The sequence below is a fragment of the Pseudomonas sp. GZD-222 genome, from assembly GCF_049310525.1.
Lineage (GTDB): Bacteria > Pseudomonadota > Gammaproteobacteria > Pseudomonadales > Pseudomonadaceae > Aquipseudomonas.
In genome coordinates this window covers 1-20,597 of record NZ_JBMOWO010000026.1, presented here as the reverse complement: position 1 = coordinate 20,597, position 20,597 = coordinate 1, and the positions used below count along the sequence as shown (strand labels likewise).

Annotated in this window: 20 protein-coding genes; 10 read left to right on the top strand and 10 right to left on the bottom strand. The window is 61.6% G+C overall.

Going from position 1 to position 20,597, the window contains the following annotated elements:
• Positions 1–190: 190 nt before the first annotated feature.
• The 5 genes from plsB (at position 191) to ACO6VD_RS05075 (ending at position 4,820) form a co-directional block, all read left to right on the top strand.
• Entirely contained in the window at positions 191–2,689 is a 2,499-nt protein-coding gene (gene plsB / locus ACO6VD_RS05095; RefSeq protein ID WP_422417470.1) for a glycerol-3-phosphate 1-O-acyltransferase PlsB, read from the top strand.
• A gap of 60 nt (positions 2,690–2,749) precedes the next feature.
• The gene (locus ACO6VD_RS05090; protein WP_422417468.1) at positions 2,750–3,091 is read left to right on the top strand and encodes a YbaY family lipoprotein; all 342 of its coding nucleotides are present in this window, start codon (positions 2,750–2,752) and stop codon (positions 3,089–3,091) included.
• A 72-nt stretch (positions 3,092–3,163) separates the two neighbouring features.
• A complete protein-coding gene (locus tag ACO6VD_RS05085; protein ID WP_422417466.1) occupies positions 3,164–3,562 on the top strand; it encodes a YbaY family lipoprotein in 399 nt (132 codons plus the stop codon).
• 33 nt (positions 3,563–3,595) lie between these two features.
• Positions 3,596–4,285 (top strand): DUF4197 domain-containing protein, encoded by a 690-nt coding sequence (locus tag ACO6VD_RS05080; RefSeq protein WP_422417465.1) that lies wholly within the window; start codon positions 3,596–3,598, stop codon positions 4,283–4,285.
• A 142-nt stretch (positions 4,286–4,427) separates the two neighbouring features.
• On the top strand, positions 4,428–4,820 hold the full coding sequence (locus ACO6VD_RS05075; protein ID WP_422417463.1) for a hypothetical protein: 393 nt from the start codon (positions 4,428–4,430) through the stop codon (positions 4,818–4,820).
• Between the two features lie 60 nt (positions 4,821–4,880).
• On the opposite strand, the gene ACO6VD_RS05070 is transcribed toward ACO6VD_RS05075, so the two are convergent.
• Positions 4,881–7,949, bottom strand: a complete 3,069-nt coding sequence (locus ACO6VD_RS05070; RefSeq protein ID WP_422417462.1) for an efflux RND transporter permease subunit — start codon at positions 7,947–7,949, stop codon at positions 4,881–4,883.
• 6 nt (positions 7,950–7,955) lie between these two features.
• Positions 7,956–9,056 (bottom strand): efflux RND transporter periplasmic adaptor subunit, encoded by a 1,101-nt coding sequence (locus tag ACO6VD_RS05065; RefSeq protein ID WP_422417460.1) that lies wholly within the window; start codon positions 9,054–9,056, stop codon positions 7,956–7,958.
• Positions 9,057–9,249: 193 nt separating this feature from the next.
• Here ACO6VD_RS05065 and ACO6VD_RS05060 point away from each other — a divergent pair, with 193 nt between their 5' ends.
• Entirely contained in the window at positions 9,250–9,885 is a 636-nt protein-coding gene (locus ACO6VD_RS05060) for a TetR/AcrR family transcriptional regulator (protein ID WP_422417491.1), read from the top strand.
• On the opposite strand, the gene ACO6VD_RS05055 is transcribed toward ACO6VD_RS05060, so the two are convergent.
• Entirely contained in the window at positions 9,886–10,668 is a 783-nt protein-coding gene (locus ACO6VD_RS05055) for a class I SAM-dependent methyltransferase (protein ID WP_422417458.1), read from the bottom strand.
• A 95-nt stretch (positions 10,669–10,763) separates the two neighbouring features.
• Between ACO6VD_RS05055 and ACO6VD_RS05050 the strand changes: the two genes are divergently transcribed.
• The gene (locus ACO6VD_RS05050) at positions 10,764–11,384 is read left to right on the top strand and encodes an energy transducer TonB (RefSeq protein WP_422417456.1); all 621 of its coding nucleotides are present in this window, start codon (positions 10,764–10,766) and stop codon (positions 11,382–11,384) included.
• Between the two features lie 3 nt (positions 11,385–11,387).
• Here the strand turns inward: ACO6VD_RS05050 and ACO6VD_RS05045 are convergent, their stop codons facing one another.
• From ACO6VD_RS05045 to ppc, 7 genes are all read right to left on the bottom strand, one after another.
• Positions 11,388–12,080 (bottom strand): extensin family protein, encoded by a 693-nt coding sequence (locus ACO6VD_RS05045; protein WP_422417454.1) that lies wholly within the window; start codon positions 12,078–12,080, stop codon positions 11,388–11,390.
• Positions 12,081–12,085: 5 nt separating this feature from the next.
• Complete coding sequence (locus tag ACO6VD_RS05040; protein WP_422417452.1) at positions 12,086–12,916, bottom strand: isocitrate lyase/PEP mutase family protein; 831 nt, start codon at positions 12,914–12,916, stop codon at positions 12,086–12,088.
• 33 nt (positions 12,917–12,949) lie between these two features.
• Positions 12,950–13,819, bottom strand: coding sequence for a DUF72 domain-containing protein (locus ACO6VD_RS05035; RefSeq protein WP_422417451.1), 870 nt, complete (start codon positions 13,817–13,819; stop codon positions 12,950–12,952).
• Positions 13,820–13,822: 3 nt separating this feature from the next.
• Positions 13,823–14,110 (bottom strand): hypothetical protein, encoded by a 288-nt coding sequence (locus ACO6VD_RS05030; protein WP_422417449.1) that lies wholly within the window; start codon positions 14,108–14,110, stop codon positions 13,823–13,825.
• Positions 14,111–14,240: 130 nt separating this feature from the next.
• Positions 14,241–14,915 carry a tRNA (adenosine(37)-N6)-threonylcarbamoyltransferase complex dimerization subunit type 1 TsaB gene (tsaB, locus tag ACO6VD_RS05025; protein ID WP_422417447.1) on the bottom strand — a complete coding sequence of 225 codons (675 nt, stop codon included), beginning with the start codon at positions 14,913–14,915 and terminating at the stop codon, positions 14,241–14,243.
• A gap of 87 nt (positions 14,916–15,002) precedes the next feature.
• Positions 15,003–15,653 carry an adenylate kinase gene (gene adk, locus ACO6VD_RS05020; RefSeq protein WP_422417445.1) on the bottom strand — a complete coding sequence of 217 codons (651 nt, stop codon included), beginning with the start codon at positions 15,651–15,653 and terminating at the stop codon, positions 15,003–15,005.
• 253 nt (positions 15,654–15,906) lie between these two features.
• Positions 15,907–18,534 carry a phosphoenolpyruvate carboxylase gene (gene ppc, locus ACO6VD_RS05015; RefSeq protein ID WP_422417443.1) on the bottom strand — a complete coding sequence of 876 codons (2,628 nt, stop codon included), beginning with the start codon at positions 18,532–18,534 and terminating at the stop codon, positions 15,907–15,909.
• A gap of 135 nt (positions 18,535–18,669) precedes the next feature.
• Here ppc and ACO6VD_RS05010 point away from each other — a divergent pair, with 135 nt between their 5' ends.
• From ACO6VD_RS05010 to ACO6VD_RS05000, 3 genes are all read left to right on the top strand, one after another.
• Entirely contained in the window at positions 18,670–19,014 is a 345-nt protein-coding gene (locus ACO6VD_RS05010; RefSeq protein ID WP_400170514.1) for a pilin assembly protein, read from the top strand.
• Positions 19,015–19,269: 255 nt separating this feature from the next.
• Positions 19,270–19,683 (top strand): DUF4398 domain-containing protein, encoded by a 414-nt coding sequence (locus tag ACO6VD_RS05005; RefSeq protein ID WP_422417441.1) that lies wholly within the window; start codon positions 19,270–19,272, stop codon positions 19,681–19,683.
• 49 nt (positions 19,684–19,732) lie between these two features.
• A complete protein-coding gene (locus tag ACO6VD_RS05000) occupies positions 19,733–20,521 on the top strand; it encodes an OmpA family protein (protein WP_422417439.1) in 789 nt (262 codons plus the stop codon).
• Positions 20,522–20,597 lie beyond the last annotated feature (76 nt).

The following is a 20,597-nucleotide window of genomic DNA, read 5'->3' as shown; positions in this document are numbered from 1 at the left end:
GCCTGGCAAGCGGAGGATCACCTTCCTCCGCCGACGCAGCTTGAGGATTACTCCTGCAAGCTGCGGACCGAGTATATGACAGGCTCGAAAGATTTTTTATGACGGCCCGGCTTTTTGCTGAAGTTGCGCAGATACGTCACACTAACCGACTGAGCAATCACTCGAAAAATTCACCCAGAGCACACACTGTATGACCCGTTCCCCCCTGCGCCGCCTGATCTTTGGCGCCCTGCGTCGCCTGTTGTACCTGTGGGTTCGCTCCGAGACCATCAATCAGTCGTCCTTTACCCTGAACCTGGATCGCAGCCGGCCGGTGTTCTACGCCCTGCAATCGCCGTCGTTGACCGACCTCGCGGTACTCGACCGCGAGTGCAGCAAAGCCGGGCTGCCACGGCCGGTGTTACCGGTTACAGTAGGCACCCTGCAGGAGCCCGCGGCTTTTTTCTACCTGACGCCCGAGCCGGACTGGCTGGGTCGCCAGGACAAACGCGGCGCCCCGCCGACGCTGTCGCGGCTGGTCAACGCCATCAGCCAGCACGCCGAGGAAGACGCGCAGATCATTCCGGTCAGCGTGTTCTGGGGCCAGTCTCCCGCCAGTGAGTCCAGCCCCTGGAAACTGCTGTTTGCCGACAGTTGGGCAGTAACCGGGCGTTTGCGCCGGCTGCTGACCGTGCTGATCCTGGGGCGCAAGACCCGTGTGCAGTTCTCTGCGCCGATTCATCTGCGCGAGCTGGTCCAGCACAACAAGGGCCACGAACGCACCGTGCGCATGGCCCAACGCATGCTGCGCGTGCACTTTCGCAACCTCAAGACCGCGGTCATCGGCCCGGACATCTCGCACCGGCGCAACCTGGTCAAGGGCCTGGTCCACGACCCGCTGGTACGCCAGGCCATCGCCGACGAAGCCGAGCGCGAGAAAATCCCTCTGGCCAAGGCAGAAGCCCAGGCCCTGCGTTATGGCAATGAAATCGCCTCGGACTACACCTACACCGCAATCCGCTTCCTTGAAGTGGTACTCAGCTGGTTCTGGAACAAGATCTACGACGGTATCAAGGTCAACCATATCGAGCAGGTCCAGGGCATCGCCCCCGGACACGAAGTCATCTATGTGCCCTGCCACCGCAGCCATATCGACTACTTGTTGCTCTCCTATCTGCTGTTTCGCAACGGCCTGACCCCGCCGCACATCGCTGCCGGGATCAACCTCAACATGCCGGTGATTGGCGGCCTGCTGCGCCGCGGCGGGGCATTTTTCATGCGCCGTACGTTCAAGGGCAATCCGCTGTACACGGCAGTGTTCAACGAATATCTGCACACCCTGTTCACCAAGGGGTTTCCGGTCGAGTACTTCGTCGAAGGTGGCCGCTCGCGCACCGGGCGCATGCTCCAGCCGAAAACCGGCATGCTCGCCATTACCCTGCGCAGCTATCTGCGCTCATCGCGCACGCCGATCGTCTTCGTCCCGGTTTACATTGGCTACGAGCGCGTACTCGAAGGCCGTACCTATCTGGGCGAGTTGCGCGGTGCAAGCAAGAAGAAAGAGTCGATCTTCGACATTTTCAAAGTAGTCGGCGCACTCAAACAACGCTTCGGCCAGGTGGCGGTGAACTTCGGCGAGCCGATTCGCCTCGGCGCCTTTCTCGACCAGCAGCAGCCCGGCTGGCGCGAACAGACTCACGCGCCGCAGTTCCGCCCGGCGTGGCTCAACGAGACCACCTCGCGCCTGGGTGAAAAAGTTGCTCGCCACCTCAACGAAGCGGCAGCAATCAACCCGGTCAACCTGGTCGCCCTGGCCTTGCTCTCCACCAGCCGCCTGGCCCTGGACGAGCGCGCCCTGGCACGGGTGCTGGACCTGTACCTGGCATTGCTGCGAACTGTGCCCTATTCGCCGCACACCACCTTGCCGGAGGGTGACGGCCTGGCGCTGATCAGTCACGTCAGGGGCATGGACCTGCTGGCCGAGCAGAGCGACGCGCTGGGCAGGATTCTGTACCTGGACGAGCAGAATGCGGTGCTGATGACCTATTACCGCAACAACGTCCTGCACATCTTTGCCCTGCCGGCGCTGCTGGCAAGCTTCTTCCAGAGCAGCTCGCGCATGAGCCGCGAACTGATCCTGCAGTACACCCGGGCCCTGTACCCGTACCTGCAATCGGAACTGTTCATCCGCTGGGAGCTGGACGAACTGGACGCCGTCATCGACCAGTGGCTGCAGGCCTTTGTCGAGCAGGGTCTGCTGCGCTACGAGAATGGCGTGTACCTGCGCCCGGCACCGAGCTCGCGCCAGTTCGTACTGCTGACGCTGCTGGCCCGGGCCATCACCCAGACCCTGCAGCGCTTTTACATGGCCACCGCTCTGTTGCTCAACAGCGGCCAGCACACCCTGAGCGCCGAAGAACTGGAAGACCTTTGCGTGATCATGGCTCAGCGCCTGTCGATCCTGCATGGGCTCAACGCTCCGGAATTCTTTGACAAGACTCTGTTCCGCCACTTTATCCAGACCCAGATCGAACAGGGCGTATTGCGCCCAGACAGTAACGGCAAGCTGGGTTACCACGAAAAACTCAGTGAACTGGCCGAGGGCGCGGCAAAACGCGTGCTGTCGGCGGAGCTGCGCTTGTCTATCCGCCAGGTTGCGCTGCACCGCGAAGACGGGCAAGACCACACACAGAGTCAGGGTTCCTTCTGACTTACACCTCCACAAGGGTTCAGGCTGCAGCCTCCCTGAATCCTCGTAGAGGAACGCACAATGCCCAAAGTCGATTACCAAACTCTCGATGTCACACTACTGTTCGCCGTCACCCGCCTCGGCCTGCCCAGCGGCGTCACGGTGACCCTCACCCTCGCCGACATTTCCCGCGCAGATGCCCCCGCCATCACCCTCGCCGAGCAAACCTTGCTCGCAGGTCCCGAGATCGGCTTCGACTTCAATCTGCGCTATGACAGCCGTATGGTAGACGAGCGTATGACCTATGCCCTGATGGCGCGCATCGTCCATGAGGACAATCTGCTGCTCCTGAACACCTCGTCATGTATCGTCAAACTCGACGGTACTCAAAATGAGGTGACGATGAATCTTGATCATCCATAGGCCTTGAGCAAGAAAAACCGTTAAAGTTCGTGGGCTTGGCCACAAGCCAAACCTACGAACCACGGAGATCCCATGAAGAAACTTTTCCTGCTGTGTTGCGCATCCCTGCTCGCAGCCTGCTCCAGCAACGCACCCAGCGGCAAAGCCAGCCTCGATGGCGAAGTCTTCTACCTGCAGCGCATCGCCCTGCCACCCGCTGCCACCTTGAGTGTCAGCCTGCAAGACGTTTCACTCATGGACGCCCCTGCTGTGACCCTGGCCAGCCAGAGCGGCCCCGTGAAGGGCAACGTGCCGCTGCCCTTCCACCTCAGCTATGACCCTGCCCAGGTCAAGCCTGGCCATCGCTATGCGGTCAGCGCGCGGATCGAACTGGACGGCAAGTTGCTGTTCATCAACACCGAGCACCATGGCGTACAACTTGATGGCAACGACCCGCAGCCGGTACGCATCAAGGTTGATGCTGTTCGCTGATAGCCCGTTCTGACCACTGATAAGGATGCTGCCATGTTCCGCCCCGCTCTCACCATCACCGGCCTGTGCGCCGGCTTGCTGCTGTCGGCCAGTGCTCTGGCGTTGTCGCTCAGCGATCTGTCGCAGAAGGATGCCTCTGGCGGTCTGAAAGACGCCCTGACCCAAGGCGCCCAGGTTGCCGTGAAGCAACTGGGTACGCCTGGAGGCTTCAGCAGTAACCCTGATGTGCGCATCGAACTGCCAGGTAACCTCGGCAAAGTAGCGAAGAAAATGAAGCAGTTCGGTATGGGTGCCCAGGTCGAACAGCTGGAAACCAGCATGAACCAGGCCGCTGAGGCCGCTGTGCCACAAGCTCAAGCGCTGCTGGTCGATGCCGTGAAGAAAATGACCGTCGATGATGCCAAGGGTATTCTCGCCGGCGGCAACGACTCGGCCACTCAATACCTGAGCAAGACCAGCCGCGAGCAGATCCGCGCCAAGTTCCTGCCGATCGTCAAGAAAGCCACCGACCAGGTCGGCCTGGCCCAGCAGTACAACAGCTTCGCCGGACAAGCCGCGACCCTTGGCGTGCTGGATGCCAAGAACGCCAATGTCGAAGGTTACGTGACCGAACAAGCGCTCAACGGCCTGTTCGAGATGATCGCCAAGCAGGAAGAAAGCATTCGCCAGAATCCGGCGGCCGCGGCCACCGGCCTGGCCAAGAAAGTTTTCGGCGCGCTTTGATTCCGTAACAAGTGCATACGTGTGGGTGAAGGCTCCACGTATGCAGCACTCAAGCTCCACCACCAGCATTTCCAAGTTGGATCAGGTCATTGGCTTTGAAAATATCCCTGAGCAAAGCACGTAAACCCTCAGGAGTACTACGATGAAGCAATCCAATACGCTGCAAATAACCACCACCATCGATCCACGATGGCTGGATAGCAAAGCCTTTGATGGTTCGCCCGATGATGCCACCTGTCATTGGCTGGAACTCTATGACGCCACCGACTTCTCCCTCCCGCCAGCGACTATCCTTCACTCGAACGAAGGCTTGGCAGTACCCAATACGTTCAACATTGATATCGGCAGCGAGTACACAGTGGGTGCCCTCTACTTGCTTCGGCTGAAGTACAAAGTAAACACAAGGTCGCGCATATCGGGAGATGTCCAATTCGAACTTCAGCCGCGCGGTGAGACACCGCAAATGATTACGCTGAAGCTCAAAACCGGGCACGGGCCATGTCGAGGACGCACAGGGTTTTGCCACTCTTGGTGATCACTGATCGGCTTTCGTGATACGAGCACGGCGAAGTGCCTGTCACTTCGCCGCATTAGCTCAATTTGTCTTCCTGACCCTGAACCACGCCGCATACAGCGCCGGCAGGAACAACAGCGTCAACGCCGTCGCGACAATCAGCCCGCCCATGATCGCCACTGCCATCGGCCCGAAGAACACGCTGCGTGACAGCGGAATCATCGCCAGCACGGCGGCCAATGCCGTCAGCACAATCGGCCGGAAACGCCGCACCGTCGCCTCGATAATCGCCTGCCAGCGATCCAGCCCGGCAGCAATGTCCTGTTCGATCTGATCGACCAGAATCACCGAGTTACGCATGATCATCCCCGACAGCGCGATAGTCCCGAGCATGGCCACAAAGCCGAACGGCTGACGGAACACCAGCAGGAACAAGGTCACCCCGATCAACCCCAGCGGCGCGGTGAGGAACACCATCACCGTGCGTGAGAAGCTGCGCAGCTGCAGCATCAGCAGGGTCAACACCACCACGATGAACAAGGGCACGCCGGCGTTCACCGACTTCTGCCCGCGCGTGGAGTCCTCCACCGTACCACCGACTTCCAGCAGGTAGCCATCCGGCAGTTCGGCGCGCACCGCGTCCAGGGTCGGGAGAATCTGCTTCACCAGGGTTACCGGCTGTTCCTTGCCGTAGATATCCGCCCGCACCGTCACGTTCGGCAAGCGATTGCGGTGCCAGATGATGCCCTCTTCAAAACCGTACTCAAGCGTTGCCACCTGCGACAGCGCCACGCTCCGGCCATTGTCGGTCGGCACCGCCAGGCTAGGCAGGTTGGCAAGCTCGGTGCGCTCCTGGCGGGTGCCGCGCAAGAGGATCTCGATCAACTCGTTGTCTTCACGGAACTGGCTGACGGACGAACCAGTCAGCGAGCTCTGCAGGAACTTCGCCAGGTTGGCCGTGCTCACGCCCAGGGCGCGGGCGCGATCCTGGTCGATATTTAGATAAACCACCTTGCTCGGTTCTTCCCAGTCCAGATGCACGTTGACCACATGCGGGTTCTCGCGCACCTTGGCCGCCACCTTGCGCGCCAGGGCACGGACTTGCTCGATGTGTTCACCGGTGACCCGGAACTGCACCGGGTAGCCCACAGGCGGACCGTTCTCCAGGCGGGTAACCCGCGAGCGCATGTCGGGGAACTGCTCATCCAGGGTAGCAATCAACCAGCTACGCAGGGCTTCACGTTCTTCGATGGTCTTGGCCAGCACCACGAACTGGGCAAAACTCGCCGCCGGCAGTTGCTGGTCCAGCGGCAGGTAGAAGCGCGGCGAGCCGGTGCCGACATAAGCCACATAGTTATCGATACCCGCACGCTCCTTGAGCATTGCCTCCAGGCGTTTGACCTGCTCGGCGGTGTTGCTCAGCGACGCGCCTTCGGCCAGCTTCAGGTCGACCATCAACTCCAGTCGCCCGGACGCCGGGAAGAACTGCTGGGGCACGAAGCGGAACAATAGAATGCTGCCGATGAACAGCGCGATAGTCGCCACAATCACCGTCTTGCGCCGTTCCACGCACCAGCCGACCAGACGCCGCACACGCTGATAGAACGGCGTACCGTACGGATCAGGGCCACCTTCGGCCGTACCGTGCTTGGCCGCGTGCAGCTTGGCCAGGTCCGGCAGCAGGCGCTCGCCCAGATAGGGCACAAAAACCACGGCGGCGATCCACGAGGCAATCAGTGCAATGGTCACCACCTGAAAGATCGAACGGGTGTACTCACCGGTGCTGGACTGGGCGGTCGCAATCGGCAAGAAACCTGCCGCGGTAATCAAGGTGCCGGTGAGCATCGGGAACGCCGTGCTGGTCCAGGCATAGCTCGCCGCCTTGATGCGATCGAAGCCCTGTTCCATCTTGATCGCCATCATCTCGACGGCAATGATCGCATCGTCCACCAGCAACCCCAGGGCCAGTACCAGCGCCCCCAGGGAAATCTTGTGCAGGCCGATACCCAGGTAATACATGGTCGCGAAGGTCATCGCCAGCACCAGTGGAATGGCCAGCGCCACCACCAGGCCGGTACGCATACCGAGTGAGAAGAAGCTCACCAGCAGCACGATTGCCAGCGCCTCGACCAGCACCTGAACGAACTCACCGACGCCGGTCTTCACCGCCGCTGGCTGATCCGAAACTTTGCGCAGCTCCATGCCAGCCGGCAGGTTGTGGGCAATGCGGGCGAACTCGGCCTCCAGCGCCTTGCCCAGCACCAAAATGTCGCCACCGGGCTTCATCGATACGGCAAGTCCAAGCGCATCCTCGCCCATGAAGCGCATGCGCGGCGCGGGTGGATCGTTGAAGCCGCGACGCACATGGGCCACATCGCCGATGCGGAAGGTGCGGTCGCCGACACGAATCGGGAACTGCTCGATCTGCTCGACCGTATCAAAGCGTCCGCTCACCCGCAGTTGCAAGCGCTCGCTGGGGGTCTCGAAGAAACCGGCGGTGCTGACTGCGTTCTGCTCTTCCAAAGCCTGCTGCACCGCAGCCAGGGGTAAACCGAGGGTGGCCAGCTTGAGGTTGGACAGTTCAATCCAGATCTTCTCGTCCTGCAGCCCGAGCAGCTCGACCTTGCCCACATCCTTGACCCGTTGCAGCTGGATCTGCACACGGTCGGCGTAGTCCTTGAGCACGGCATAGTCGAACCCTTCACCGGTCAGCGCGTAGATGTTGCCGAAGGTGGTACCGAACTCGTCATTGAAAAATGGCCCCTGGATGCCGGGCGGCAAGGTATGGCGGATATCCGCGACTTTCTTGCGGATTTGGTACCACAACTCGGGGATGTCGGCCGAGTGCATCGAGTCGCGCGCCATGAACGTCACTTGCGATTCACCTGGTCGCGAGAACGAGACGATTTTCTCGTACTCGCCGGTCTCCATCAGCTTCTTTTCGATGCGCTCGGTGACCTGACGCGAGACTTCCTCGGCGCTGGCCCCCGGCCAGATGGTACGAATGACCATGGCCTTGAAGGTGAAGGGCGGATCTTCACTCTGCCCCAGTTTGGTGTAGGACAACGCGCCGACCACAGCCAGCAGGATCATCAGGAACAGCACGATCTGGCGATTGCGCAGCGCCCAGGCGGAAAGGTTGAAACCCATCGGGACTTACTCCTTGGCCGCCAGATTCACCACACGATTGGAACGATCCACCGGACGCACCTGCTGCCCCTCCTGGAGCACATGCACGCCGGCCGCCACTACCCAGTCCGACGCACTGAGGCCTTCAAGTACCGGGACACTGTTTTCGCCGTAGGCGCCCACGCGCACCGGGACGCGTTTGAGGGTGTTATTGGCATCCACGCGCCAGACGTAGGTCTGGCCGTTCTCGGCGGTCAGCGCCGACAGCGGCACCGCCAGCGGCACCTGTTCAGCATGCTGAATAAATACCCGGGCGCTCTGGCCGAGCTCTGCCGGTACTTTGCCGGCGCTGAAGGCAATACGTGCGGCGTAAGTCCGCGAGCGCGGATCGGCCGAAGGCGACAGTTCGCGAATGCGCCCGGTGAAACGTTGATCCGGTTGCGACCACAGCTCGACCGCCACTGGTTGGCCGACCTTGAAGCGCCCGAATTGCTGCTCCGGCAATCCAATCAACACCTCACGCTCACCATCGGCGGCCAGGGTAAAGACGGTCTGGCCGGCGGCGACCACTTGCCCCACCTCGACCTGGCGCTTGGCAATGACGCCATTTTGAGAAGCACGCAGCACGGCGTACTCCGCCTGGTTGCCGGCCACGTCGAACTCGGCACGCACCTGCTTGAGCCGGGCCAGACCGGCGCGGTAGAGGTTTTCGGCATTGTCGTACTGGGAACGGCTGACCATCTGCCGGTCGAGCAAGGTCTTGTAGCGGTCACGCTCGGCCTTGACCAGGTTCAGGTTGGCTTCGGCGGCGGCCAGCTGGGCGCGACTCGCTTCCAGTTGCAGGCGCACATCCTGCGGGTCGAGTTCGGCCAATGGCTGCTCGACCTTGACCCGCTGCCCTTCTTCCACCAGGCGTTTACTGACCTTGCCTGCGATGCGGAACGCCAGTTCCGGCTCGAAGCGCGCTCGCACCTCGCCCGGGTAGCTGTCGGCAGCGGCGCTGGCCGGTTGCGGCTGCACCACCATGGCGGGACGCAGGGAAGTCTGCGGCGTGCTCTCCTGCCCGCAAGCAGAAAGCAGCAAGACAAGAGCAACGGGCAGAGCGAGGGGCAAGGCATGGCGCAACATGATGAATGACCTTTCGCGAGTGACGCTTTGAATATTTATACTCGCGAGTATATTAAATCAGCGAACCCACGCGGGGAAGCGCCCGCCCAAGAGAAAAAACGTATTAACAGGCGCTCGTTATGACGATATCTGCCAGCCCGGGACGGGCCGGCGATGTACCATGTCCACTTACCGGAATCTGTACAAGTCACCCATGCCCAACGATCTCACCGCTCCCGTCGGCCCCGGCCGGCCCAAGGACCTGGCAAAGCGCCAGGCCATTCTCGAGGCGGCCAAGCAGCTGTTTCTCACTCTTGGCTATGCCAGCACCAGCATGGATGCGGTCGCGACAGCGGCAGGTGTTTCAAAACTGACGGTCTACAGCCACTTCACCGACAAGGAAACGCTGTTCACTGCAGCGATCTCTGCCACTTGCACGGCACAGTTGCCGGAGCTGATCTTCGAACTGCCTGACGGCGTACCGCTGGAGCAAGTGCTGCTCAATATCGGCTGTGGTTTCCAGGCGCTGATCAGCAGCGACCAGTCGGTGCAACTGACCCGGCTGATCATGACTCTGGGCACCCAGGACCCCAAGCTCAGCCAGATCTTCTTCGAAGCAGGCCCGTTGCGGGTGCTGCGCGAGATGGAGCTGTTGCTGCAGCGTGTCGACCAACGCGGCCTGTTGCGCATCGAGCACCCGGACAAGGCGGCAGAACACTTTTTCTGCCTGCTCAAGGGCGCGCCGAACTATCGCCTGCTGCTCGGTTATGCCCCTGCCCTGGACGCCGAAGCCGCCCAGGCGCATGTGGCAGAAGTGGTCAGCATGTTCCTGCGCGCTTATCGTCCCTGATCAGGCTTTGAGCGCTTTCTTCGGATAGATGTCGTAGCGGCTCGACTTGCCTTCGAGGCTGTGACTCGGCTTGGGGCCGTCGATGATCGGCGCCTTGCGCGGGCGCTTGACCACCACCCGGTGGCTGGCCAGGGCCAGGGCTGCTTCGAGCAGCGCGGGCGCATCCAGGTCATCGCCGACCAGGGGGCGGAACACGCGCATTTCCTTTTTCACCAGGGCACTCTTGTCCCGGTGCGGGAACATCGGGTCGAGGTAGATCACTTGCGGTGGCTCGCCCTGCCAGTTGCGCATGCGCTCGATGGCGTTGCCGGTGAGCAGCTGCATACGCGCCACGATCGGGCCGACCTCAGGGTCACTGGCAGCCCGGGCCAGGCCATCTTCAAGCAGCGCGGCAACCAGCGGCTGGCGCTCGATCAAGGTCATCTGACAACCCAGGCTGGCCAGCACGAAGGCATCCTTACCAAGCCCCGCTGTAGCGTCCAGCACCTGCGGTCGTACGCCCTGGGCGATGCCCACGGCTTTAGCGATCATCTGCCCGCTGCCACCCCCGAACACCCGCCGGTGCGCCGCCGCGCCCTCGACAAAGTCGACCCGCACCGGTCCAGGAGCCTGCGCTCCGAGCTGCTGGATCTGCAGCCCGCTGGCACCGACCTGCACGGCGAAACCGGCGTTGTCGTCCGCCAGCGGCAGGTCCAGGCGCTGCGCCCACGCTTGGGCCGTGGCCTGATAATCGGCTGTCAGTGCCTCGACCCGGATACCGCCGTCCGCCAGTTGCTCCACCATCAAATCCTGTACTCAAAAAAATTAAATGATCGTCGGCCACGGCCGATATACGAAGTATTCGCTATTTTGCCAGACCTTCACGGCCCGCGACTGCCATGACCGACATTCTTCAGCTCAGCTCAGGTTACTTATCGCCCGTTGGCGATTATGGCCGGCACAATACCCAGGCACTGGGCGGCGTCAGCCACCTGTGGCAGGATTTTTTTGCCCGTGCCCTGGCTGAGCAACAGCGTGAAGGCACTGAAGCTGACACGGTCGCCATCGAGCAATTCGACAAGACCACCGGCGAGCCTTTGGGCGGCAGTCAGGTACTGGCGCAAATCCATACCCAGCGCCTGTGCAATGTCCAGGACACCGAACTCGCCCCGCCTGAGCCTTTGTTCCTGCCGATTGCCGAGTTCGAGCCAGAACTGCTGGAAAAGCTTGCGCCACCGTTCAGCGACGTCGAACTGATCGAACAACAGCGCCAGCTGGATATCAGCAACACCTGGGTACGCCCGGTGGTCATGAGCCAGGGCCATCCGCTGCCCGAGCCTGGGCCGGGACCTGCGCCAAAAGCACTGTACCTGCCGATCGCCGAGTTCGAGATGGATCTGCTCGACAAAGCACCTGAGCCGTTCGACGAACCTACCCTGGTGGCCCAGCAATCAGCCCTCGACTTCGACACCCGCTGGGCCCGCCCCGTGGTGCTGAACAACGTGCGCATCGCCGCCTGAGCCTTAACGACAGATCTGCCAGAAGCCCATGTCCAGATGAAAGTGATTGCGGTGCGCGGCGTTGTAGTCCGGCCCCAGCACGGTATTGAAGCTGTCACAGGCACTGGCGTGCACATCCTTTAGAAAGCGTGCCTTGGCGCCCTCTCCCGGCCAGTCCTTGAGTAACTGGATACGTTGGCCGTCAGCCAGGCGAAAGCCGGCAATGTCCAGCGCATTTGCCGAAGCATGCTGGCTGAGGCGGCCGACCTTGCGGTTGTACATGTTGCGACAGGCAAAGCTGCCCAGATGGTCGATCTGCACTACCGGTTGTGAAAACGCGCGCTGCGCCGCGGGCTGCAATGCGTGGCGCTCGAACAGGGCATACGCCACCGCCAGCGGACAACTGGCGAGGAAGCTACTGCTCAGTCGCACCGACGAGCCTTCGACACGCACTACGTTTTCCAGGGGGCATGGCGCGTCAGGCGGACTGTCGACCTGTGGGCGATAGCGCAAGCCGGAGGTGGCCAAGGCTTGTGCACAGCGTTGCGAATCATCCTGCAAACGCCCGAGTTTATAAGGCGTCAGCAGGTTCGGCGGCTCACGCACATCAAGCGCGGCCCAAGGGTTCCAGGCATCCGGCAGACGCCAACCTTGTCGCCAGGCATAAACCGACAGGCCGACCAACACCAGGCACAGCAGCAGCACGCCCTTGCGCATTCGGCTCAACGCCGGAACAACTGATTCAACTTATCGAACGGCATGGCCTGGTCGCCATAGGTAAACGTGCCCTGAGTCAGGATTTCCTCGGCACCACGGTAGAACGCAGCATAAGCGGCGCGCATCAGCGACGAACCGACACTGATGCGCCGCACACCCAGGTCCTGCAACTGGTTGACGCCCAATTGCACGCCTTTCATGCCCATCAACACGTTCACCGGTTTCGGCGCGACGGCCTGGACCACCGCACGAATTTCATCTGCGGTGCGCAATCCAGGCGCATACAACACATCGGCACCCGCTTCGGCGAAGGCTTGCAGACGGGCAATGGTGTCGTCCAGGTCCATGCGACCATGCAGCAGGTTTTCGGCACGGGCACAGAGCATGAACGGGAAGTCCAGGCTTCGCGCGGCCGCCACAGCCGCTTCAACCCGCTCCACCGCATGATGGAAGCTGTAGATCGGCTCTTCGGCATTGCCGCTGGCGTCCTCGATGGAACCGCCCACCAGGCCTGCCTGGGCGCCCTGCAGAATCGCCTCGGCGCAGCCTTTGGGGTCATCGCTGAAGCCGTTCTCCAGGTCGGCCGCCACCGGCAATGCCGTGGCATCGACAATGGCGCGGGCATTGTCGAGGGTTTCTTCCAGGGTCATGGCGCCTTCGGCATCCGGCCGCCCGAGAGAAAAAGCCAGCCCGGCACTGGTGGTAGCCAGTGCTTCGAAGCCGAGGCTGGCCAGTAGCTTGGCGGAGCCGGCATCCCAAGGATTGGGAATGACGAAGGCGCGATCGCGCTCATGCAGGGCTTTGAAGGCTTCGGCACGCAGGGTTTGTACATCCATGATCACGGCTCCCGGGCAGACGGCAGGACGCGTTCAGAGCAGACCGAGTTGTTCGGCCTCAGGCGCCCTGTCCAGTTCAGGCAAGGCCGGCAATCCAGGCAAGCGCTCCATCAGACCGCGATGAAAACGCTGCGCCAAGGCAGCGGCCAGGCGATTATCGGCAGTATGCAGGAAAACGTAGGGGCTGCGCCCTTCCTCGATCCAGGCCGCCACTTTGTCTATCCATGGCAGTAGAAAGGGTTCATTGGCCGCCAGTTCCGGGTGGCCGATAAAGCGCACCTGCGGATGCTGACTGAAGGCGGTCGGCCGTGGCGGTACCCGCGGCTTTTTCGACTGGGCATGAAGTACGCCCGGGTCGCGCGAAGTACAACTGAACAGTGCCCTCGGATCCAGGCAGATGCGCTCGACGCCGCGCCCCTGCAGCAGCCGATTGAGCAAGCGTTCTTCCTCGCCTTTGGCGAAAAAAGCACGGTTGCGCACCTCCACGGCGACTGGCACGTCAACTTCATCAAGGAACGCGATCAGCTCACCTATTCGCGCCGGGCCGAAGGACGCCGGCAATTGCAGCCAGTAAGGCGCTACCCGCGCCCCCAGAGGCTTGAGCAGTTCAATGAAGGTCTGTGCTGCGACCAATTGCTCGCGCAAGTCACCGCCATGGCTGATGTCGCCAGGAAACTTGGCGGTAAAACGAAAGTGCGCGGGCATGACCTGGGCCCAACGCTCGATGGTCGCCGGTGCCGGGCGGGCATAAAAGGTGGTGTTGCCTTCTACGGCATTGAAGACCTGGCTGTAGAGGCCAAGAAACTCGCCGGTTTTAGCGTCCGCCGGGTAGAGGTACTCGCGCCAGGCGTTTTCACTCCAGGAGGGACAACCGAGATAATAGGGAAGCGTGGACAGACTCATCCATCAAATGTACAGGTCCAACCCCAGTACTTCCATCTCCCAATCCACGAAACCTGCCGTGGTCAGGTAGCTGGTCAGGGCCTGGGCGGTGCGCTTGTCGCGGGCGCGAGGAAAGATCATGTCCTGCTGGCGCGCAGGCAGCCCACCGGTACGCGCCTGGCCGCTGCTGGCCTGAGGCTGTACTTCGAATTCGCCTGGAAGATCCTCGTCCACATCATCGCTGCGAACCGGCGCTTTGCGCGGGGTCCGTTTGATCGGATAGGACTGTGAGGAAAAACCGTCGATACGCATGGCGATCTTCTCAGGAACAATGATGGCAATTTAGCAGCACCAGAGATCCTTCGCTAATGCCCGACTGATAACTGGACCACAGTTCGGGCAAAAGGTTTTATTTGGCCTGGGAATAACCGACGAACAGCACTCAGCGCGCTTTCGGGGTGGCCACGTTGTCGCGCAGGTAGACCGGCTGAGCCTGGTCGGCAGGGATGCTCTCGCCGCGCTGCCAGGCGAAGGTGGCCAGGGTCAGCAGGTCCAGGGCATGCGGCAAGAGAGCGGCATCCTGACCGCTCAGGGTCACCGGAATGCGCTCGGCGTAACCCCAGCCGGTGCCTGCGCCGAACCAATCACCACTGCTGCCTGCCGGTAAAACGGCCCGCTCCGGTGGCAGCACCGCTTCTTCGCCGAGCAGACGCATTTCCCCGTCGACGGCCTGGTAGCAGCCCCAGTACACCTCGTCCATGCGCGCATCGATGGCGGCTGCGACCTGGCTTACGCCCTGCTCGCGCAGGGCCCGCTGAGCCAGCACCGCCAAGTTCGACACCGGCAAGACCGGACGCTCCAGCGCAAAGGCCAGGCCCTGGACCACACCAATGGCAATACGCACGCCGGTGAAGGCACCCGGCCCACGCCCAAAGGCAATGGCGTCTACCGCTGCCAGCGTGGTGCCGGCATCGGCCAACAGTTGCTGGATCATTGGCAGCAGCTTCTGGGCGTGCAGGCGCGGGATCACCTCATAATGGCTGGAAACCTTGCCGTCATGCAGCAAGGCAACGGAGCAGGCTTCAGTGGCGGTATCCAGGGCCAGCAAGGTGGTCATCGGTGTATCCAGGCGAGAGAAAAAAGAGCGGCATTATAAACAACAACGGCCCGCAAGCGGGCCGTTGTCTGCACTACCGAGCGTCAATCAGCTCAGTGCGGCCAGCACCTTGGTGGTGATGGCATCAACCGAGCCCACGCCTTCGATGTGCGCGTACTTCGGCTTGCCGCCATTGGCAGCGGAGAGCTTCTGGTAGAAGTCTACCAGTGGCTTGGTCTGGTCGTGGTAGACCGACAGGCGATGACGCACGGTTTCTTCGGTGTCGTCTTTACGCTGAACCAGCGCTTCACCGGTTTCGTCGTCCTTGCCTTCAACCTTCGGCGGGTTGTAGACCACGTGGTAAACGCGGCCCGAACCTTCGTGAACGCGACGACCGGCAATACGCTGAACGATTTCTTCGTCTTCAACGGCGATTTCAACCACGGCATCCAGCTCGACACCGGCAGTCACCAGGGCTTCAGCCTGAGGAATGGTGCGAGGGAAACCGTCGAACAGGAAACCGTTCGCGCAGTCAGGCTGGGCGATGCGGTCCTTGACCAGGTTGATGATCAACTCGTCGGAAACCAGCTTGCCAGCGTCCATGATCGCCTTGGCTTCCAGACCCAGCGGGGTGCCGGCCTTGACAGCGGCGCGCAGCATGTCACCGGTGGAGATCTGTGGAATGGCGAATTTTTCGGTGATGAACTTTGCCTGAGTACCTTTACCGGCCCCGGGAGCTCCCAGCAGAATCACGCGCATATTGTGCTCCTCATTTTTGTAAGCAAATCAATGGAGTCGGCGCAGAGGGCCAAGTCCGGAATTGGGTCATGACCACAAATCGGTCAAAAGGCTGCTCAAGATACACAGCGCCTTCAAGCCACACAAGCGGTCGAAAGTCGGAAAAAACCCCACACACTTGCCGTATAAAGCTCAGGTTGCGCCGAGCGCAACCTATTGCTTTGCAAGCATTCTCCCCTCTACTTGCAGCCTCTCGGCGGTGCGGCGATTTATCTCACCCGGTATTGCGCAAGCCCGCCGCAATTCCCGCGACAGTGACCAGCAGAGCCTGCTCCAGCGGGCTATCCAGAGCGGCTTCACGCGTGCGCGAACGGGCCAGCAACTCAGCCTGCAATAGATGTAGCGGGTCCAGGTACGTGTTGCGCAGACGGATGAATTCCAGGGTCTCCGGGCTGTGCGCCAGTAGCACCGGCTGCCCGGTCAGCCCCAGCACCACCCTGCACGCCTGCGACAATAGGTCGCGCAAATGTACACCCAAAGGTCGCAGTTCTGGTTGCACTAGACGTTCGTCGTAGGAGCGGGCGATTTCCGCGTCGGCCTTGGCCAGTACCATTTCCAGCATGTCGATGCGGGTACGGAAGAACGGCCACTGCTCGCGCATCTCGGCCAACAAATCGCCCTGCCCACGGCTCAAGGCATTGTTCAGCGCCGCTTCCCAGCCCAGCCAAGCCGGGAGCATCAGCCGCGTCTGGGTCCAGCCGAAGATCCACGGAATCGCCCGCAGGCTCTCGATGCCGCCGGCGCGGCGTTTGGCCGGGCGACTGCCCAACGGCAAACGCCCCAGTTCCTGTTCCGGGGTCGACTGTCGGAAGTACTCGACGAACTCGGGGTTCTCACGCACTACACCACGGTAAGCCTGGACCCCGTCGGCCGCCAGCTCGTCCATCAGCGTGCGCCAGGCCGGTTGTGGTGGTGGCGGCGGCAGCAAGGTCGCTTCCAGCACCGCAGCCAGGTACAGGTTCAGGTTCTGCTCGGCGATGTCTGGCAGGCCAAACTTGAAACGGATCATCTCGCCCTGTTCGGTGGTACGAAAACGTCCCGCGACCGAGCCTGGTGGTTGCGACAGAATTGCCGCGTGGGCAGGGCCGCCACCACGTCCGACGGTGCCACCGCGACCGTGAAACAACAGCAACTCGACCTGCTGCTCGTGGCAGATGCGCACCAGAGTCTCCTGCGCCCGGTACTGGGCCCAGGCGGCCGCCGTTGTGCCGGCATCCTTGGCGGAATCGGAGTAGCCGATCATCACTTCTTGCGGGCCATGCAGGGCGCTGCGATAACCGGGCAAACCGAGCAGACGCTCCATCACCGGGCCGGCGTTATCCAGGTCGGCGAGGGTTTCAAACAGTGGCACCACGCGCATCGGGCGCAGTACACCGGATTCTTTGAGCAGAAGTTGCACGGCGAGCACATCGGAGGCGGCACCGGCCATGGAAATCACATATGACCCCAGCGATGCGGCAGGTGCCGCGGCAATCTCGCGACAGGTGGCCAGCACCTCGGCGGTATCGTCCTGCGGCTTGAAGTAACCCGGCAGCAGCGGTCGACGATTGCTGAGTTCCTGCTGAAGGAAGGCGATTCGCGCGTCTTCGTCCCAGTCTGCATAACGCCCCAGCCCCAGGTACTCGGTTATTTCACTGAGCGCGGCAGTGTGCCGGGCGGCGTCCTGACGCACGTCCAGGCGCACCAGAAACAGACCGAAGGTCACTGCCCGGCGCAGACAGTCGAGCAACGGGCCATTGGCGATAACTCCCATGCCGCAGGCATGCAGCGACTCGAAACACAGGTGCAGGGGCTCGAACAGGTCGTGGTTGTGCTGCAACACCAGCGGCGACGGCGTTTGCGGCGACTTCAAGGCGCTTTGCGCCCAGGCGCGGGTCTCCCGCAGGCGATCACGCAATTGTTTGAGTAGCGTCCGATAAGGCTCGGCAGAATCGCCCACCTTGGCCCTCAGCGCCTCGCTGGCCTGCTGCATGGACAGCTCGGCGGCCAGGGCATCGATATCACGCAGGAACAGGTCAGCGGCCATCCAGCGCGCCAGCAACAGCACTTCGCGGGTTACCGGGGCAGTGACATTGGGGTTGCCGTCGCGATCACCGCCCATCCACGAGGCAAAACGGATCGGCGCGGACTCCAGCGGCAAATGCAGGCCGGTAGCCTCATGCAGCGCTTTGTCGACTTTGCGCAGATGATGCGGAATGGCCTGCCACAGCGAATGCTCGATCACCGCGAAGCCCCATTTGGCTTCATCCACCGGCGTTGGCCGGGTGCGGCGGATTTCCTCGGTGTGCCAGGCTTCGGCGATCAGCCGCTGCAAACGCTCACGGACCTGCTCGCGTTCGGCGGGCGTCAGGTCGCGATGATCCTGCGCGGCCAATTGCGCAGCGATCGCATCGTACTTCTGGATCAGCGTACGACGGGCCACTTCGGTAGGGTGGGCGGTCAATACCAGCTCGATATTGAGCTTGCCGAGCTGACGCGCCAGTGCATCGTCACTGTGCCCGGCGGCCTTGAGCCGCGCCAGCAGCTCGGGCAGCACCCGGGATTCGAAGGGCTCGGCCTGACCGCTGTCGCGGCGGCGAATCAGCTGATACTGCTCGGCGATGTTGGCCAGGTTGAGAAACTGGTTGAACGCCCGCGCTACCGGCAGCAATTCATCGTCAGCGAGGTCATTGAGGGTCGAGCTCAATTGCTCGGCGGCACCACTGCGGTCGGCCTTGGCGCTGCGGCGGATATCTTCGATCTTCTGCAGGAACGCTTCGCCATGCTGCTCACGAATGGTGTCCCCCAACAACTCGCCCAACAAATGAACATCTTCACGCAAGCGCACATCGATATCAGTCATCAGCCTTGTCTCCGGCATTCCTGGAAAACCGCTCTGGCTCCAGAGTGCCCCAGTACCGGTCATGCTTTCAAGGCAGACCAAAGGCTGCACAGTGACTACGCTGAAAACAGGTCCCTGAGGATTGATGAGGTCAGTATGAAAATCCGTGAGCTTGCCCGGCACTGGGAACAGAACGACAAAGGTCGTATGAGCCCGACCGGCCATGTCCTGCACCTGGACGTGGAATCGGCGGCGCGACTGGCCGCCCTGGCCGAAATGTACCCCAGGCGCCGCCCTGAAGAACTGCTCGGAGAGCTGCTGGGAGCGGCCCTGGAAGAACTGGAAACGAGCTTCCCCTACATTCAGGGGCACCAGGTAATCGCCACCGATGAAGAAGGTGATCCGCTCTACGAAGACATCGGTCCCACGCCGCGTTTCCTTGCGCTGTCACGTCGTTACCTGCACGACATGAGCAGCCACAAGGACGAATCGACCCACTGACGCCCCTCCCTTTCAGCCGCTACCGGGTGCCCGCGCAGGCGCCCGCGTACCACGGCCAACGCCTGAAGTTCCGGAAAAAACTGGCTGACCGATCAGTCAGAAATACCCGTAAATCCGCGGCAATTTTTTCTGAACTATTGAAAAACCCCCTCGGTCACAGCCAATAGCCATCACGGCAAAACCCTCCCCTCATCACAGTAGGTGGGTCGCGCCGATGGACTGTTACGGAATTCGTTGTTCATCAGGAGTGATCCAATGGAGTTGACCACCATGAAGACCCGTCCCGCTAACATCTCACCCTCTCACTTGCGCGGTATCAAACTGGCCGCACTGGCCCTTGGCAGTAGCCTGGTGCTCGCCGGCTGTGCCGGTAAGCCGCCTACCGAGCAGTACGCCGTGACCCAGTCAGCCGTCAATTCGGCCGTCAGCGCCGGAGGCACCGAGTTTGCCGCCGTAGAAATGAAAGCGGCCCAGGACAAGCTCAAACAAGCTGAAATCGCCATGCATGACAAGCAGTACGACGACGCCAAGCGCCTGGCCGAGCAGGCCGAGTGGGATGCCCGCGTCGCCGAACGCAAAGCCCAGGCCGCCAAGGCCGAGAAAGCCGTGCAAGACGCCCATCAGGGTGTTCAGGACGTGCGTGAGGAAGGCCTGCGCAGCGCCCAGTGAGGCTGCGTTATCGACCCATGCATTAGTAATTGATCAAAGGATGAACATTATGCGTAATCACTTGATGATCCCCACCCTGCTGGCCCTGAGCGTTGGTCTGAGCGCCTGCGCCACACAACCTAACGCCAACCTGGAATCCGCGAAGACCAACTTCTCCACGCTGCAGAGCAACCCGCAGTCGAGCAAGGTCGCCGCCCTCGAAACCAAGGACGCCCAGGATTCGTTGAACAAAGCCGAAGCGGCGTTCATGAACAAAGAAGACCAGAAGCAAGTCGATCAGTTGGCCTACCTGACCAACCAGCGCGTTGAAGTGGCCAAACAGACCATTGCCCTGCGCACGGCCGAAGGCACCTTGAAAGATGCTTCCGCCCAGCGTGCCCAGGCGCGCCTGGATGCTCGCGACGCGCAGATCAAAAAGCTGCAGGACAGCCTCAATGCCAAGAAGACCGATCGCGGCACGTTGGTAACCTTCGGTGATGTGCTGTTCGACTTCGACAAAGCCACGCTCAAGAGCAGTGCCTTGCCCAACGTCACCACGCTGGCGCGCTACCTTCAGGAGAACCCTGATCGCAAGGTGATCGTCGAGGGTTACACCGACAGCAAAGGCAGCTCCAGCTACAACCAGTCGCTGTCCGAGCGCCGTGCCGCCTCTGTGCGTGCGGCTCTGGTGCGTGCCGGGGTAGACCCTGCACGGGTAGTTGCCCAGGGCTATGGCAAGGAGTTCCCGGTGGCCGATAACGCGAGCAACTCGGGGCGCGCGCAGAACCGTCGGGTGGAAGTGACGATTTCCAATGACAACCAGCCAGTGGCGCCGCGTTCGGTGAGCCAGGCTTATTGAGGGTGTAGCGCCATCGCGGGGGGAAAACCCTTCCCCCCAACACATGGGAGGGGGGCTTTCCCCCAAGGCCGTTTCC